11 protein-coding genes are annotated in these 16,463 nt (G+C 61.4%); 4 read left to right on the top strand and 7 right to left on the bottom strand.

Annotated features, from left to right (window positions below; genetic code table 11):
• Positions 1-4: 4 nt before the first annotated feature.
• From AC1Q6Y_RS08380 to AC1Q6Y_RS08390, 3 genes are all read right to left on the bottom strand, one after another.
• Entirely contained in the window at positions 5-1,675 is a 1,671-nt protein-coding gene (locus tag AC1Q6Y_RS08380; protein ID WP_492624365.1) for a response regulator, read from the bottom strand.
• Positions 1,672-3,174, bottom strand: a complete 1,503-nt coding sequence (locus tag AC1Q6Y_RS08385) for an ATPase domain-containing protein (RefSeq protein WP_492624366.1) — start codon at positions 3,172-3,174, stop codon at positions 1,672-1,674. The genes AC1Q6Y_RS08380 and AC1Q6Y_RS08385 overlap by 4 nt, the downstream gene beginning before the upstream one ends.
• 116 nt (positions 3,175-3,290) lie before the next feature.
• Positions 3,291-4,346, bottom strand: a complete 1,056-nt coding sequence (locus tag AC1Q6Y_RS08390; protein WP_057714776.1) for a tetratricopeptide repeat protein — start codon at positions 4,344-4,346, stop codon at positions 3,291-3,293.
• A 215-nt stretch (positions 4,347-4,561) separates the two neighbouring features.
• On the opposite strand from AC1Q6Y_RS08390, the gene AC1Q6Y_RS08395 reads away from it, so the two are divergent.
• Genes AC1Q6Y_RS08395 through AC1Q6Y_RS08405 form a run of 3 tightly spaced genes read left to right on the top strand, consistent with a single transcriptional unit; the run spans position 4,562 to position 7,857 of the window.
• The gene (locus AC1Q6Y_RS08395; protein WP_492624367.1) at positions 4,562-6,697 is read left to right on the top strand and encodes an FUSC family protein; all 2,136 of its coding nucleotides are present in this window, start codon (positions 4,562-4,564) and stop codon (positions 6,695-6,697) included.
• A complete protein-coding gene (locus AC1Q6Y_RS08400) occupies positions 6,687-6,887 on the top strand; it encodes a DUF1656 domain-containing protein (RefSeq protein WP_032829912.1) in 201 nt (66 codons plus the stop codon). The genes AC1Q6Y_RS08395 and AC1Q6Y_RS08400 overlap by 11 nt, the downstream gene beginning before the upstream one ends.
• Positions 6,888-6,891: 4 nt before the next feature.
• Positions 6,892-7,857, top strand: a complete 966-nt coding sequence (locus tag AC1Q6Y_RS08405; RefSeq protein WP_492624368.1) for an HlyD family secretion protein — start codon at positions 6,892-6,894, stop codon at positions 7,855-7,857.
• Positions 7,858-8,064: 207 nt separating this feature from the next.
• Here AC1Q6Y_RS08405 and AC1Q6Y_RS08410 read toward each other — a convergent pair whose 3' ends face one another.
• From AC1Q6Y_RS08410 to AC1Q6Y_RS08425, 4 genes are all read right to left on the bottom strand, one after another.
• Complete coding sequence (locus AC1Q6Y_RS08410; RefSeq protein ID WP_492624369.1) at positions 8,065-9,486, bottom strand: efflux transporter outer membrane subunit; 1,422 nt, start codon at positions 9,484-9,486, stop codon at positions 8,065-8,067.
• Positions 9,486-12,665 (bottom strand): efflux RND transporter permease subunit, encoded by a 3,180-nt coding sequence (locus tag AC1Q6Y_RS08415; protein WP_492624370.1) that lies wholly within the window; start codon positions 12,663-12,665, stop codon positions 9,486-9,488. Before AC1Q6Y_RS08415 ends, AC1Q6Y_RS08410 begins: the two co-directional genes overlap by 1 nt.
• Before the next feature lie 12 nt (positions 12,666-12,677).
• Positions 12,678-13,931, bottom strand: coding sequence for a multidrug efflux RND transporter periplasmic adaptor subunit MexE (gene mexE / locus AC1Q6Y_RS08420; protein WP_057714781.1), 1,254 nt, complete (start codon positions 13,929-13,931; stop codon positions 12,678-12,680).
• Positions 13,932-14,247: 316 nt separating this feature from the next.
• Positions 14,248-15,165 (bottom strand): LysR family transcriptional regulator, encoded by a 918-nt coding sequence (locus AC1Q6Y_RS08425; RefSeq protein ID WP_090455287.1) that lies wholly within the window; start codon positions 15,163-15,165, stop codon positions 14,248-14,250.
• A gap of 270 nt (positions 15,166-15,435) precedes the next feature.
• On the opposite strand from AC1Q6Y_RS08425, the gene AC1Q6Y_RS08430 reads away from it, so the two are divergent.
• A complete protein-coding gene (locus AC1Q6Y_RS08430) occupies positions 15,436-16,458 on the top strand; it encodes a zinc-dependent alcohol dehydrogenase family protein (protein WP_090455285.1) in 1,023 nt (340 codons plus the stop codon).
• Positions 16,459-16,463: the final 5 nt, after the last annotated feature.

Raw genomic sequence — 16,463 nt, forward strand, 5'->3', positions numbered from 1 at the left:
GCCTTCAGGCCCTGATCATCTCCCTGACCTTCGCCGTCAACAGGTCGAAGGTAAACGGCTTGGTGATCATCTGCATGCCCGGATCGAGGAACCCGCCACGCACCGCGGCGTGCTCGGCGTAGCCGGTGATGAACAGCACCCTCAGCTCGGGACGCAACTGCCGGCCGATTTCCGCCAGTTGCCGGCCATTCATACCGGGCAAGCCGACATCGCTGATCAGCAGGTCGATGCGCTGGGCCGAATCGAGTATCGGCACCGCGCTATCGCCATCACAAGCCTCGACGTAGGCATAGCCCAGATCGCTCAACACCGTGCTGACCAGCACCCGCACCGCCGGATCGTCCTCGACAATCAACACCGTCTCGCCACTCCTGGCCAAAGGTGAATGTTCGACGTCCGATGGATGATCCCGGGGCAGGTCTCCACCGAAGCGTGGCAGGAACAGGCTCACCGTGGTGCCTTCGCCCACGACGCTTTGGATGGCGACGTGACCTCCCGATTGTTTGCTGAAACCATAGATCATTGATAACCCCAGCCCGGTGCCCTGGCCGATAGGCTTGGTGGTGAAGAAGGGGTCGAAGGCGCGGTTGATGGTGCTTTGCGGCATGCCACAGCCGGTGTCCGTCACGCTGAGCACCACATAGTCACCCGCATCGAGATTGCTCTGGCCTTGGGTGAAATCCTCGTCAAAGTGCTGGTTCGAAGTTGAGACCACCAGACTGCCGCCATTGGGCATGGCATCGCGGGCATTGATCACCAGGTTGAGCAGGGCGCTTTCCAGTTGATTGGGGTCGGCTTCGGCCACCCACAGGTGCTCGTCCAGTTGCATGTCCAGACGAATGGTTTCGTTGATGCTGCGTTGCAGCAGTTCATCCATGGAGATCACCAGGGTGTTCATCTCCACGGGTTTCGAATCCAGCGACTGGCGCCGGGAAAACGCCAGCAGGCGGTGGGTCAGGCCCGCCGCGCGGTTGGCCGAAGTCACCCCCAGATCGATCAGGCTGTCCAGGTCTTCGGTTCGCCCCCGGGCCAGGCGTCGACGCAACAACTCCAGGCTGCCGATGATACCGGTCAGCATGTTGTTGAAATCATGGGCGATGCCGCCGGTGAGTTGGCCGACGGCTTCCATTTTCTGCGACTGGCGCAACGCTTCCTCGTTGTGACGCAGTTGCGCGGTGCGCTCTTGCACCTGCTGTTCAAGGGTTTCGAGGGTGTTCTGCAGGCGCAATTCGCTCTGGCTCAGGTCGATCAACCGATCCCTGGCTTCGTACTGTCGTCGCCGCCCGCGCAGGGCCGTGGTGACCAGGCTGATCAGTGTGACCGGGTGAAATGGCCGTTCGAGGAAGGTCACGTTGCCCAATTGCGGGCCGAAGCGCGATGCCGGGTTCTGTTGCGGGCCGCCATGGTGTGTCATCAACACGATCGGCAGATCCGACCATGCGGGCTGCTGTTCGATCAGGCGAATCAGCGGTTCCAGATCAGCACCCAACAGCGCCTCGCAAGAGATCAGCAGCAGGCCGGCACCCTGTTCCAGTTCGGCGCACAATCCGGGCAGGTCGGGGCTGATCACCCCGTGAACCCCGGCCTCGTTGAGCATCATCAGGGCTATCTGGCCGTCGCGCCCTCGCGGCGCAAGGATGATTGCGCGCTCGGACGTCGCTTGCATGTCCGTCACGGGATTTCGTCCGCGAGCAACGGGTTGCCGGCGCCGAGATACGTGGGTACGCCGCGCAATACGCCCTGAAAGGCTTCCAGGGGCTCGCCGATGGTCATGCCCTGGGCGCTGATGCGGTATTCACGGATGGTCGACTCATGGCTGCCGGTACGTTTCTTGATGATCGAAATGGCGCGGCGCACCTTGCCCAGGGCTTCGAAGTAACGCAGCAGAATGACTGTGTCGGCCAGGTAGGTGATGTCGACCGGCGCCTGCATGTCGCCGACCAGGCCGTGCTGGGCGACCGTCATGAAGGTTGCGGCGCCCTGGCGATTGAGGTACAGCAGTAGCTCGTGCATGTGCAGCACCAAGGCGTTTTCTTCCGGCATCGCCGCCTGATAGCCGTTGATGCTGTCGATCACCACGGTCTTTATATTGCCTTCGTCCACGCAGCGCCGGACCCGGTGGGAGAACTCGCCGGGGGACAGCTCGGCCGCGTCCACTTGTTCGACCAGCAAATTGCCGCTGTCTTGCATTGCCTGCAAATCGATGCCGATGTTCTTCATGCGCTCGAACAACAACCCCAACTCTTCATCGAAAATGAATAACGCGGCTTTTTCGCCCCGGGCCACGGCCGCGGCGGCGAACACCATGGCGATCAGCGATTTGCCGGTCCCCGCCGGGCCGAGAATCAAGGTGCTGGAACCCGTCTCGATACCGCCGCCCAGCAGCGCATCCATTTCCCGGATGCCGCTGGTCAATTGCTGACGCAGGTATTGACCGCGATGTTCGGCGGCCACCAGGCGCGGGAATACACGCACGCCATCGCCCGTGATGGTGAAGTCATGGAAGCCGCCGCGGTACTTCTGGCCGCGGTACTTGACCACGCGGATGCGACGTCGCTCGGCGCCGTAGTTCGGGGTCAATTCTTCCAGGCGAATCACGCCGTGGGCCACGCTGTGCACGGTTTTGTCCAGGGACTCGGCGGTCAGGTCATCGAGCAGCAACACCGTGGCGTCGTAACGCACGAAATAATGCTTGATGGCCAGAATCTGCCGACGGTAGCGCAGCGAGCTTTGCGCCAGCAGGCGAATCTCGGAAAGGCTGTCCAGGACAACGCGGGTCGGCTTGACCCGCTCGACCACCTCGAAGATCTGGCGGGTGGCTTCGCCCAGTTCCAGGTCGGAGGAATAGAGCAGTGTCTGCTGCTGTTCGACATTGAGCAGGCTTTCCGGGGGCGTCAGTTCGAAGATATGGACGTTTTCGTCCATCTCCCAGCCATGGGACAAGGCGCCCTGGCGCAACTCGCGTTCGGTTTCAGAGAGGGTGATGTACAAGGAGCGTTCGCCGGCTTGCGCGCCTGCCAACAGGAAGTGCAGCGCCACGGTGGTCTTGCCGGTGCCCGGCTCGCCTTCGAGCAAAAACACATGTCCGCGGGACAGTCCGCCATTGAGGATATCGTCCAGACCTTCGATACCGGTGGCGGCCTTGTCTCGGTTCAAATCGTTGGATAGAGACAAACAAGCGTCCTCATATGGCCAGGGTCAACGAGGCAGCCGCTGCGAAGCGCCATAACGGGCTGCCTGTTCACTTGACCCCTGGCCAGGACGACGGTTCAACGAAATTTCAGTCGGGGTCAAAGCCCTTGTTGCAACGCCGGATCATCGGGGTTCATCTGTTCGAGTTGGGCCAACAGGATCTGCACATTTTGCAGCTGTCCGCTTTCCTTCCAGTAGTTGATCAGCAGCACCCGGGCCTTGCGATCGTTCGGGTGGCGTTGAACGATTTCCTGCAACTGTTTCTGCGCCGCTTCGAGCTCCTGCTCACCGTGCAACGTGGTGGCCAGGTCGTAGCGGTAGTCCCGGTTATTGGGCTCAAGTTCAACGGCCTTGGACAGGCCGAGCAGGGCGAATTCGCTTTGCTCGTGATGCAGCAGCCAGAGCCCCAACGCGTGTTGCAGGTAGGCCGAGTTGGGTTGTGCCTGCAGTTGCCTGGCCAACAGTTGCCGGGCAGCGTCGTTCTGGCCCTGTTTATCCAGCACTTCGATTTGCAGTACCAGCGCCGGCAGGTTGTCCGGCGCCAGGCGCAGGGTGTTGTCCAGCGCCTGTTGCGCTTGCTTGAGCTCGGCGTTGTGCAAGTGCAGTCGGGCCAGTTGGTATTGGTTTTCGGCACTTTGCGGCGCGCTCTTGAGCACTTGCTCCCAGGCATCGATGGCTTGCTCCAGCGGCCCGAAATACAAACCCAGTTCATCCGGGGACAACCCCAGCAGCGCGTTGATCGCCGCCAGCCGCACGCTTTGTTCGCTGTCATCGAGCAATGGCCCCAGCAACAGACTGCGCTGGCCGTTCGGTACCAGGCCGCTGATGCTTCTGATCGCCGCGATACGTACCTCGGGCGACTCGTTCTGCAGGTCGGCATCCGCCAGCTTCAGGGCCACCGAGCTTGGATAGTTGGGCAGCTCGGCATGCAACCCGATACGACGTTTGGGGGACAGGTCCGGACGGGCCAATTGCTGATAGAGCACCCGCGCCGCACCCGGTTGGCCGGCCCGGGCAGCCGCCAGCGCTTCGCTGTAGCCGTGCTGGATGGCTTCGGGAACCACCGGGGTGGTATCGCGCAGGGAAAACCAGACACCGCCGATGACGAGCAGGGCGAAGAGGCTGATAAACAGAAGGCGGCGGGACTTGGGCATGCAGGAATCCGGAAGCTGGCAAGCTTTTGCAAAGGCGCAAGCTTCGGTCAGGCCAGGCTTTGAGTCAAACCTTGACGCCGTTCTCGCTCGATTCAAACCGTTGAACAGCCCTTCAGCCGACAATCCACGGGCCGGCAAGCTGCGTCGACGGCAAAACCTCTCGAGGCACCGCAGCAGTGACTACGCTTGCTGGAGGTGTCTCGACGAGTGTTCCCATGCAAGCGTTGTTGCAATACTTCAAGGCGATTTTCAACCCCGGCCCCGGGGTGTTGCTGTTTGCCTTGCGAACCATCGCGGCCGGGTTGTTGACCCTGTACCTGGCGTTTTTGTTCGATCTGGACCAGCCCAAGTGGTCGATCATGGCCGTGGTCATCATCAGCCAGCCACTGGCTGGCATGGTGCTGGCCCGCAGTTTTGGCCAGGTGATCGGCACCACGCTGGGGGCGGCCGTGGCGGTGTTGATCATGGCGATCTTTCCCCAGGCACCGCTGCCGTTCATCACCACCCTGGCGTTGTGGCTGGCGCTGTGCACCGCCGGTGGCACGCTGTTGCGCTACACCAGTTCCGGGGCATTCGTGCTCAGTGGCTACACCGCCGTGGTCATCGCGTTGCTGGCGATTCCCGATCAGGACGGCACCTTTTTGCTGGCAGTGACCCGCCTCACCGAAACCTTGCTGGCGGTTGCCTGCGTGTGCGTGGTCAGCCTGCTCACCGCCAGGCCGGAAGCCGTGGCCCGGGATTACTTCGCCAAAATCGACCAAATCACCCGGTTGCTGGCCACCCATGCCAGCGCCGTCATCCGCACCGAAGAGAGCGAAGCCGAATTCCAGCAGCGGCAAATGCAGCTGCTGGGCCAGATCAGCGGCCTGGAGGGTGTGCGCAGGCACATGTATTACGATGCGCCCCGGTTACGCAGTGCCAACGGCCTGGTGCAACTGTTGGGTAACCAATTGGTGTTGTTGACCGCGCGGCTGACCGCCCTGCGCCACCAGCGGCTGCTGTTGACCGAGCGCTGGGAGGGCGAGCTGCCTGAAGAGATTCAACGGCTGCGTGCCGAAGAGCTGGACTTTCTCGATGAACTGGCGCGGGAGGGGCGTTCGCTGTCCAGTGAAAAGCGCCATCATTTCACATCGCTGCAACAACGCTTTGATGAGCTGGCCTACAGGGCCGAACAATTGACCGAGCCGCTGCCGGCCACCTTGCGTTCGCTGGCCTGGTCGCTGCGCTGGGAGCAGGCGCGCCTGTTGCAGCAGCTTGAGCAGATTCTGGAGCTGAGCGATGCCATCCAGAGCGGGCGACCCGCTAGCAGCGTGTTTCGCGGGCGGGAAAATCCGCTGCATCTGGACTTCACCCTGGCGACGATGAATGCCGTCCGGGCCTTTTGCGCGCTGTTGATCGCCGGCCTGATCTGGATCGAAACCGGCTGGGACGGTGCGCGAGCCGGGATGGTGCTGGTGGGCATCCTTTGCTCGCTGATGTCGACGTTTCCCCGGCCGCTACTGGCTGTTCAAAGCTATGCCAGGGGGTTCGGGCTGGCACTGGTGGTCTCGGCGCTCCTTCAGTTCATGTTTGTGCCGATGATCAGCAATTTCGAGATGCTTGCCTTGCTGCTGGCGCCCTTGCTCTACGCCGTAGCGGTGGGGCTGGCCAGTCCACCCACCACAGGTACCGGGATTGGCCTGGGGCTCACGACGTTTTTGTTGCTTGGCCCGTTGAACGTGGGGATTGGTCAAAACACCGCCAGCCAGTGGTTCGAGTTTGCCGGGGCCTATACCTGTGCGACCGTGCTGGCTTTGAGTGTCTATGCGCTGATCTTTCCGTTCAGGCCGGATTTTCGCATGCGCCGGCTCTACAAAGAGAACTGCGAGCAGGTGTACGCCTTGCTGAAAACGTCGGCGAGCGATGAACAGCAGTTTGCGTTCGAGAGCCGTATGGTTGATCGCCTGACCATGATGTTGGGGCTGCTGCCGGCGACCCGGGAGCCACAATCGCGCGAGCTGTTTCAAGTCAGCCTGGCCTGCATGGCATTGGGTATCGCCTTGAATCAGCTGCGGCAGCAAGGGCAGAACAACGCACTGCTGAGTCCGGATCTGCAACGTCGCCTGTTCTCGACAGTCCGGGAAACGGGCAGGCTGGTTGCCGGTCGGCCCGGGGTCGAAGTGGTGCAGGTGCTTGATAGCCTCCACACCTTGGGCGACGACCTGGATGCCCTGCACACCGATGTTCACGAGCACCTGTGGTCGGTGTTCCGCATGCGTGTGGCGCTGCTGATCGTGGTGTCGTTCGTGGAACGCTATCGCGGCCACTTTCAACCCTCAGGCCTTGAAGGAGACCCTGTCCTTGCCCATTGATCTGGAAGTGGGTGGTGCCTATCTGCCCCCGATTGCCCAGGCGCTGCTGCTGGGCTTGCCGATTTTCCTGTTGCTGGACTGGACATTGCGGCGCCTTGGCGTGCTGCAGTTTGTCTGGCACGAGGCGTTGTTCGAAGGCGCGTTGTACGCCTGCGTCTGCGCCACGTTGATTCTGGTCATGGGAGCCTGAAGCCTTGAAGAACATCCTTTCCCGACTCACGACGGTGGCGGTGGTATTGCTGGCCTTCATCCTGGGCTGGTTCGCCTGGGAGCATTACACCCGCGCACCCTGGACCCGGGATGCCCGGGTGCGTGCCGATGTGGTGACCTTGTCCGCCGACGTTTCGGGGCGAATCGTCAGCCTGGCCGTGCAGGACAACCAACATGTGAGCAAGGGTCAGGCGCTGCTGGAGATCGATCCGGCGCGCTACACCCTGGCGGTGGAGCATGCCAGGCGCGCGGTGGAGGTGGCGAAAGCCTCGCTCGGGCAGGCCCAGGCGGCGATTATCTCCAGCGAAGCATTGCTCAAACAACGTCAGAGCGAGGAGCAACGCCGGCGCACGCTCAAGGATCGTTCAGCGATTTCCGGCGAAGAGTGGGAGAAAGCCAGCACCGACGTGTCGGTGGCCCAGGCCGACTTGATGCGTAATCAGGCCAGTCTGGTGTTGGCCCAGGCCAACGTGCAACTGGCCATCGCGGCATTGACCCAGTCCGAGCTCGACTTGCAGCGTACCCATGTCGTCTCCCCGGTGACCGGCTATGTCACCAATCTGCTGACCCGGGAGGGTGATTACGCCTCGGCTGGTGGCCCATTGTTGGCGCTGGTGGACAGCGAGTCGTTCTATGTCAGCGGTTACTTCGAAGAAACCAAGTTGCCGCGGATCGGGGAGGGCGACCGGGTCAAGATCGAGTTGATGAGTGGCGAAACGATCGGCGGCAAAGTGCAGAGTATTGCCTTCGCCATTGCCGACCGGGAAAACCTGCCGGGCGGCCGTCTGCTGGCCAGCATCAACCCCAGCTACACCTGGATCAAACTTGCGCAACGGGTGCCGGTGCGGATCGAGATCGATGCCGACTATGCCGGTAAAAACAACCTGCGGGCGGGGACCACGGCTACCGTGACCGTCCAGGAAACCCGCAAATCCAAAGACCAGCACTAACCCCCCTGTGGGAGCGAGCTTGCTCGCGATAGCGGTGGATCAGTCAACATCATTGGTGAAGGTGCTTGCGCCATCGCGAGCAAGCTCGCTCCCACAGGGGGTGTGTACTGCCTTTTTCAGGGCAAAAAAAGCCCCGCGACCGAATGAGACGCAGGGCAAGGAAATTGGTTGGTTGCGGCCAACCAAAGGAGCGCTTTAAAAACCGTATTACTTGCTCGCGACCGTCTCCGGCTGCCAGCCACCACCGAGGGCCTTGTAGATCGCGACGATGCCGCGATACAGGTCAACCTCGGCCTGGGCCTGGGTGTCTTCGGCCGCCAGGCGTTCACGCTGGGCGTCAAGCAGTACGAGGAAATCGGACGTGCCTTCGCGGTAGCGGATTTGCGCCAGGTCGGCAGCCGAGCGGCTGGACTCGCTCTGGCGAATCAGCGAGATCAGGCGCTGTTGGCGTTTGCCATAGTCGCTGAAAGCGTTTTCCGATTCTTCCAGGGCCAGCAACACTTGCTGCTCGTAGGTCGCCAGGGCGCCTTCGGCATCGGCGTCGGCGCCACGTATGCGGGCTTTTACGCTACCCAGGTCAAACGCGGCCCAGGTGATGCTCGGGCCCAGCGCCCAGGCGTTGGCCGCCGAAGAACCAATCTGCGAACCACGTCCGGCAGTCCAGCCGAGGAAGCCGCTGAGGCTGACCCGCGGGAACAGATCCGCCTTGGCCACGCCGATACGCGCGGTGGCCGAAGCCAGTTGGCGTTCGGCACTGAGAATGTCCGGACGACGTTGCAGCAGTTCACCCGGATCGCCGATCGGCAAGGCCTTGGCAATCGCCGGCAGGTCTTTCGGGCTCAGGTCCACGGTCAGCTTGTCCGGACGTTCACCCAGCAGGGTGGCGATGCGGTTTTTCTGCCGAACCTGTTCGGCCTGCAGCTGCGGCACGCTGGCCTCAACCGACGCCAGTCGCGCATCGGCGCGCTCCACATCGAGCTGGTCGCCGACGCCGGCATCACGCAGGCTGACCGTGATCTTGCGCGACTCCTGCTGGTTCTCCAGGTTGGCCAGGGCGATTTTCTCCCGCAACTGCGCGCCGCGCAGCTGCCCGTAGGAGTCCACCAGTTCGGCAATCATGGTGACTTGCAGTTGGTACAGATCGGCCTCGAATGCCTGTTGCTCGGCGTTGGCCGACTCCAGATTGCGCTGGATACGGCCGAACAAGTCGATTTCCCAGGCCATGTCCAGGCCCAGGTCATAGCGTTCGCTGTTGACCCGGTCGGTGGTCTGGCCCGGAATCTGGCCTTTGCCCAGGTCACTGCTGACGCGGCTGGTGATGGTCGGCATGGCGTCATTGCTGACGTCATCGCGGATCGCCCGCGCCGCTTTCCAGCGGGCGAAGGCGACGCGCATATCACGGTTGCCTTGCAGGGATTGCGTCACCAGCTGGTTGAGGGTCGGGTCTTCGAACTGTTGCCACCAGATGCCTTCGAAACGCGAACGGTCAAAATTCTTCTGGCCGGCGGCGCCGTCGGTGGCGGCCGTGATGTTGGCCGCCTCGGTGGTTGGCGTCTTGTAGTCCGGGCCCACGGCACAGGCACTCAGGGCCAGTACCAGCAGGCTCGGCAGGAAGGCTTTCAAACTCATCAGTGCGACTCCAGCTTCAGGGTGGCCTTGGCAGCTTTGCGTGCCTGGCCGCGCTCGACAAAGTTACGGATCAGTACGTAGAACACCGGCGTCAGCAACAGACCGAAGAAGGTCACCCCAAGCATCCCGGAGAACACCGCGACACCCATGGCGTGGCGCATTTCGGCACCGGCACCGCTGGAGAACACCAGGGGCACCACACCCATGATGAACGCGAAGGAGGTCATCAGGATCGGCCGCAGACGCAGACGGCACGCTTCCAGGACCGCAGCCAGCGGGCTCAAGCCTTCCTCCTGTTTATCCTTGGCGAACTCGACGATCAGGATCGCGTTCTTGCAGGCAAGCCCCACCAATACGATCAAACCGATCTGGGTAAAGATGTTGTTGTCACCGCCGGAGGCGATCACACCGGTGATGGCCGACAGCAGGGTCATCGGTACGATCAGGATCACCGCCAGTGGCAGGCTCCAGCTTTCGTATTGAGCCGCCAGTACCAGGAACGCCAGCAGCACACAGAGCGGGAACACGAACAGTGCGGTGTTACCGGACAGGATCTGCTGGTAGGTCAGGTCGGTCCATTCGTAGGTCATGCCGTTGGGCAGTTCTTCCTTGAGCAGTTTCTCGATGGCTTTTTCGGCCTGGCCGGAGCTGTAGCCGGGGGCTGCCGCACCGTTGATTTCAGCGGTGATGAAGCCGTTGTAGTGCATCACGCGGTCCGGGCCCGAGGTATCGCTGACCTTGATGAAGGTCGCCAGCGGGATCATCTCGCCCTTGTTGTTTCGCACTTTCAGCTGGCCGATCTGGTCGGATTCGAGGCGGAACTGTTGTTCGGCCTGAACGTTGACCTGATAGGTGCGACCAAAGCGGTTGAAGTCGTTGGCATACAGCGAACCCAGATAGATCTGCAGGGTGTCGAAGATGTCGCTGACGGCGACGCCGTGGGTCTTGGCTTTTTCCCGGTCGATGGCGGCATCGACCTGGGGCACGTTCACGGTGTAGCTGGTGAACAGGCCGGCCAGTTCCGGCACGTTGTGGCTCTTGTTGATGATGTTCATGGTTTCCTTGTACAGCTCTTCGTAGCCCAGGTTGCCCCGGTCTTCGATCTGCAGGCGGAAACCACCGATGGTGCCCAGGCCTTGTACCGGCGGCGGCGGGAAGATCGCCATGTAGGCTTCCTGGATATTCGCGTACTGGCCGTTCAAGGCACCGGCAATCGCACCGGCGGACATGCTCGGGTCTTTACGTTCGTCGAACGGTTTGAGGGTCACGAACACGATGCCGGCGTTCGGACTGTTGGTGAAACCGTTGATCGACAGGCCCGGGAAGGCCACGGCGCTTTCCACGCCGGGCTGTTTCAGCGCCAGCTCGGACATGCGCTTGATCACGTCTTCGGTACGGTCCAGGCTCGAGGCATCCGGCAGTTGCGCGAAGGCCACCAGGTATTGCTTGTCCTGGCCGGGGACGAAACCGGTCGGGGTGCTGGAGAAACCGAAGAAGGTCAGGACCATCAGGCCGGCGTACAGCAGCAGGGCGATACCGCTTGAGCGGATCACGCGGGCAACGGTGCCGACATAACCATGGCTGGCCTTTTCAAAGAAGCGGTTGAACGGACGGAACAACCAGCCACCGAAAATCTTGTCCAGCACCTTGGAGAGTCGGTCCTTCGGCGCGTCATGGCCCTTGAGCAATACCGCGGCCAGCGCCGGCGACAGGGTCAGGGAGTTGAAGGCCGAGATCACCGTGGAAATCGCGATGGTCAGGGCGAACTGTTTGTAGAACTGGCCGGTCAGGCCGGAAATGAACGCCGCCGGAACGAATACCGCACACAGCACCAGCGCCGTGGCGATGATCGGGCCGGTTACCTCGCCCATGGCTTTTTTGGTCGCTTCAACCGGGGTCAATCCGAGTTCGATGTTCCGCTCGACGTTCTCCACCACCACGATGGCGTCGTCCACCACGATACCGATCGCCAATACCAGGCCGAACAGCGACAAGGCGTTGAGCGAGAAGCCAAACAGATGCATCACGGCAAAGGTACCGATCAGCGATACCGGCACAGCGACCAGCGGAATGATCGAGGCGCGCCAGGTTTGCAGGAACAGGATCACCACGAGTACCACGAGGATCAGTGCTTCGAAGAGGGTGTGAACCACCGCCTCGATGGAGCCGCGCACGAAGATCGTCGGGTCATAGACGATGCTGAAGTCCATGCCTTCGGGGAAGCTCTTCTTCAGTTCGGCCATTTTCGACCGCACTTCGTTGGAGATTTCGATGGCGTTGGAACCCGGACGCTGGAAGATCGGGATCGCCACCGCCGGCTGGTTGTTCAGCAAGGAACGCAGGGCGTACTGGCTGGAGCCCAGCTCGACGCGAGCGATGTCTTTGAGGCGAGTGATTTCACCGTTGTCGCCAGAGCGAATGATGATGTTCTCGAACTCTTCCTCGGAAACCAGACGGCCCTGGGTGTTGACCGACAACTGGAAGGCCGTGGCATTCGGTGCAGGAGGCGCACCCAAGGCACCGGCCGCCACTTGACGGTTCTGCTCACGAATCGCCGTGACCACATCGGTGGCGGTCAGGTTGCGCGAAGCGGTCTTGTTCGGGTCGAGCCAGACACGCAGGGAGTAATCGCCCATGCCAAACAACTGCACATCACCGACACCACCCAGACGCGCCAGCTCATCCTTGATGTTGAGCAAGGCGTAGTTGGACAGGTAGAGCATGTCGTAGCGTTTGTCCGGCGAGGTCAAGTGCACAACCATGGTCAGGTCGGGCGAAGCCTTGTCCACGGTGATACCGATGCGCGTCACTTCCTCGGGAAGTTTTGGCTCGGTCCGCGTCACACGGTTCTGCACCTGCACCTGTGCGTTGTCCAGGTCAGTGCCCAGGGCAAAGGTGATGGTCAGGGTGATCTTGCCGTCGGCGGTGGACTGCGAGGACATGTACAGCATGTTCTCGACACCGGTGATGGCTTGCTCCAGTGGAGCGGCCACGGTTTCACCGATGACTTTTGGGTTGGCACCCGGGAAGTTGGCACGAACCACAACGGTCGGCGGTACCACTTCCGGGTATTCGCTGATCGGCAGCTGGAACAGCGAGATGGCGCCGGCGATCAGGATCAGCAGCGAAAGCACCGCTGCAAAGATCGGCCGTGAAATGAAGAATTGGGAAAAATTCATCGTAAAAATCCCTTAACCGCGTGGGGTCGTGGCAGCCAGTTTCACAGCCGTGCCCGGCGCAACCCTGGCAGGCGCGACTTGGGGCAGGTTGCTGGCTTCCAGCGCTTGGCGTTGTTGTGCGAGTGCCGCGAGGGTTTGTTCGCTGGCCATCGGAATCACTTCAGGGGTGACCGGTGAGCCAGGGCGCACCCGTTGCAGGCCCTTGACGATGATGGTGTCGTCCTTGTTCAGGCCATTGCGCACAATGCGCAGACCTTCGATCTTCGGACCGAGCTCCACCGCGCGGTAGGCGGTCTTGTTGTCGGCATCCATCACCAGCACGAACTTCTTGCCCAGGTCGGTGCCGACCGCTTCGTCATTGATCAGCATGGCGCTGTAAGTGCCGCTGCCCACCAGTTTCAGGCGTGCATACAGGCCCGGGGTGTAGCTGCCATCGCTGTTGTCGAACACGGCGCGCCCACGAATGGTGCCGGTCTTCGGGTTGACCTGGTTGTCGACGAAGTTCATCACGCCCTGGTGCGGGTTACCGTCCTCGTTGGACAGGCCCATGTAGACCGGGGTGGTGGCGCCGCGCTTGCCCTGGCGAGCGAGCTCGGTGTACTTGAGGAACACACGCTCGTCCGCGTCGAAGTAGGCGTACACCTTGTCAGTGGAGACCACGCTGGTCAGCGGGGTGGTGTCGGCAGTCACCAGGTTGCCGGCGGTGATTTCCGCACGGCTGACGCGGCCGCTGATTGGAGCAGTCACACGAGTAAAGCTCAGGTTCAGCCTGGCCAGATCCAGCTGCGCTTGCAGGGCGCCGACCGCGGCGCGGGCTTCCTGGGCGGCGCTGGTCCGCGAGTCGGCCAGTTCGGCGGAAATCGCGTTGCTGGTGCGCAGACGCTCACCACGCTGGGCTTCGTTTTCGCTGCGGGTGGCATTGGCGCGCGATTGTGCAACCAGTGCTTCGAGGCGGCGGACCTCAGCCTGGAACGGACGCGGGTCGATCTGGAACAGCAGGTCGCCTTTCTTGACCAGGGCGCCTTCCGTGAACGCCACTTCATCGATCTGGCCGGAGACCCGTGGACGAATCTCGACGGTTTCCGGCGCTTCGAGACGGCCGGTGAATTCGTCCCATTCGTTGACCGGCTGTTCCAGCACCTTGGCCACGCTGACCTTGGCCGCTGGCATGCTGGCGGCGGTTTCCGGGGCCTTGCCGCAAGCGCTGATCACCACTACGGCCAACAAAGCCAACGGGAAGCGCAAATGTTTGAGTGACTGTTCCATGGATGCATCCGCCAATGTGTTGAGATTGGCGAATGATGCGCGGCGGGTTTGTATCTCACGAATCGAATGGGGCGAAGGTAACTATCATCCGGAATGATATAAGACCCAAGCCAGCCCTCTAGCCTGCACCTTGTGTTCGGTCGTCATCAACTGGATTGATGACAATTGTGTGTTGCATTGGATGCAATGGTCAGATTTGGAACCGTGTTGCGGCCATCGCGAGCAAGCTCGCTCCCACATTGGATCTTCGCTGTTCCCAAATCCCTGTGGGAGCGAGCCTGCTCGCGATAGGGCCAGAAGCCCTGCAAAATCAGGATCAGGCCAGACTGTCCGGATCCCCAAAAAACATCTGAATCCGCGACCGCAACCAACGCTCCCCCGGATCATTATCCTGGGATCCGCGCCACGCCATGTGCAACTCGAAACTGCGCACCGGCAACGGCGGATCTTCGGCCCGCACTCCGCCAGCGGCAGTCAGTGCATCGGCTGTGTAGTCCGGCACCGTCGCCACGATGTCGGTTCCGGCGAGCAGGGTACTCAACCCGTTGAACTGGGGAACGGCGAGCACCACATGCCGTTTGCGCCCGAGCTTTTCCAGCTCTTCATCGATGAAGCCGCTGAGGTCGCCAGCGAACGACACCAGTGCATGGGGGCGAGCGCAGTAATCATCCAGGCTCAACGGCCCCGGCACGGTGTCGGCGCGCAACAGCTTCGGTTGGCTGCGGCGCAGTACCTTGCGTTTGGCGTTGGCCGGCAGGTCGGTGGTGTAACTGACACCGATGGATATCTCACCGGATGCCAGCAACCCCGGCATCAGGATGTAGTTGACCCGACGTACCACCAGCACAATCCCCGGCGATTCGGCACGCAGGCGCTTGAGCAGCATCGGCAGCAAGGCGAACTCGACGTCGTCCGAAAGGCCGATGCGGAACACGGCGGTACTTGTGGCAGGATCGAACTCGGCCGCACGGCTGACCGCGGTGGAAATCGAATCCAGTGCCGGGGAGAGCAGGGCGAAGATCTCGACCGCCCTGGCGGACGGTTCCATGCTGCGGCCGGTACGCACAAACAAGGGGTCATCGAACAGGCCGCGCAGGCGCGAGAGCGCCGCACTGATGGCTGGCTGGCCGAGGAACAGTTTTTCCGCAGCACGGGTCACGCTGCGTTCGTGCATCAATGTTTCGAAAACGATCAACAGGTTCAGGTCGACACGACGCAGGTCATTACGATTCATCTGGAGTCCTGGCAGAGTCAGCAAGCTTGACGTGGGCGGCCATATGAGAACAATGGCCAGCAGGAATATTACGGGGAAAGACTGGTACTCTGCACCGGGTAATTCAGTTTTTCCTACATAGGCTGCTTCGGTTTCTTACGACATTTGACGATGTTGCCGCCGCTGCGGAATCAATGACAGGCATGTCGACTATTAATAGCCACAGATAGTGTTGGGTTGAAAGCCCGGCTAGAGTTCATGGCATTAGAGGTTTATTTGGCGAGGTTTGCGATGTCCCGCACGATACGTTTTCACAAGTTTGGTCCAGCCGAGGTGCTCAAATGCGAAGAGCATGCGACGGCTCTGCCTGCACCGGGCGAAGTGCAGGTGCGCGTCGAGGCGATTGGCATCAGTTGGTATGACACTCTCTGGCGTCAGAACCTGGCCCCGTCCCATGCCCGACTGCCTTCAGGCCTTGGCCAGGAGATGGCCGGTATCGTCACCGCTGTCGGTGATGGCGTCGATGACTTGGAGGTCGGTGACAAGGTCGCCAGCTTTCCGGCCCAAAGCCCGAACGACTATCCGGTCTACGGCGAGCAGATCGTTCTGCCGCGCTCGGCAGTCACCCGTTATCCGGATGTGCTTACCCCGATTGAAGCGAGCGTGCACTACACGCCGTTGTTGATCGCCTATTTCGCTTATGCCGATCTGGCACGGGTCAAGCCCGGGCAATTTGTTCTGGTGACTGACGCGAGTCATTGCGCCGGACCTTCGTTCGTACAACTGGGCAAGGCCTTGGGTGTTCGAGTGATCGCCGCGACCAAGACCGAGGAGGAACGTGAATACCTGCTGTCGCTGGGTGCCGAGAAAGTGATCGTCACCGAGGAAGAAGATCTGCTGATGCGGATCAACAAAATCACCGATAACCGTGGCGTAGATGTGGTGTTCGATGGTTTGGGCGGTCCGCAGATGTCGTTGCTGGGCGATGTGCTGGCGCCTCGCGGCAGCCTGGTGCTGTACGGCCTGCAAGGTGGCAACCAGACACCTTTCCCGGCCTGCGCAGCGTTCCAGAAGAACATTCAGTTCTTCGTGCACTGCATCGGCAACTTCACGGGCAAGCCGGAACTGGGCATCACCCAGGACCAGGCCGCACTGCAACGTGCCTTGCGCGATATCAATCAGCTGACCGCCGACCGCGTTCTGCTGCCGCTCAAGACTCGGGTCTTCCCGTTTGCCGAGTTTGTCGAAGCACATCGCTACATGGACGAATGCCCGTGTCGCGAACGGGTCGCGCTGCAGGTCGAGCCGGCGTAGCACTT

The organism is Pseudomonas sp. GW823-FHT06E10 (assembly GCF_058794995.1).

Coding starts and splice junctions, on each gene's coding strand:
- AC1Q6Y_RS08425 (WP_090455287.1), bottom strand. CDS start 15,165: ATGAATCGTAATGACCTGCGTCGTGTCGACCTGAACCTGTTGATCGTT.
- AC1Q6Y_RS08430 (WP_090455285.1), top strand. CDS start 15,436: ATGTCCCGCACGATACGTTTTCACAAGTTTGGTCCAGCCGAGGTGCTC.
- AC1Q6Y_RS08390 (WP_057714776.1), bottom strand. CDS start 4,346: ATGCCCAAGTCCCGCCGCCTTCTGTTTATCAGCCTCTTCGCCCTGCTC.
- AC1Q6Y_RS08410 (WP_492624369.1), bottom strand. CDS start 9,486: ATGAGTTTGAAAGCCTTCCTGCCGAGCCTGCTGGTACTGGCCCTGAGT.
- mexE (WP_057714781.1), bottom strand. CDS start 13,931: ATGGAACAGTCACTCAAACATTTGCGCTTCCCGTTGGCTTTGTTGGCC.
- AC1Q6Y_RS08415 (WP_492624370.1), bottom strand. CDS start 12,665: ATGAATTTTTCCCAATTCTTCATTTCACGGCCGATCTTTGCAGCGGTG.
- AC1Q6Y_RS08395 (WP_492624367.1), top strand. CDS start 4,562: ATGCAAGCGTTGTTGCAATACTTCAAGGCGATTTTCAACCCCGGCCCC.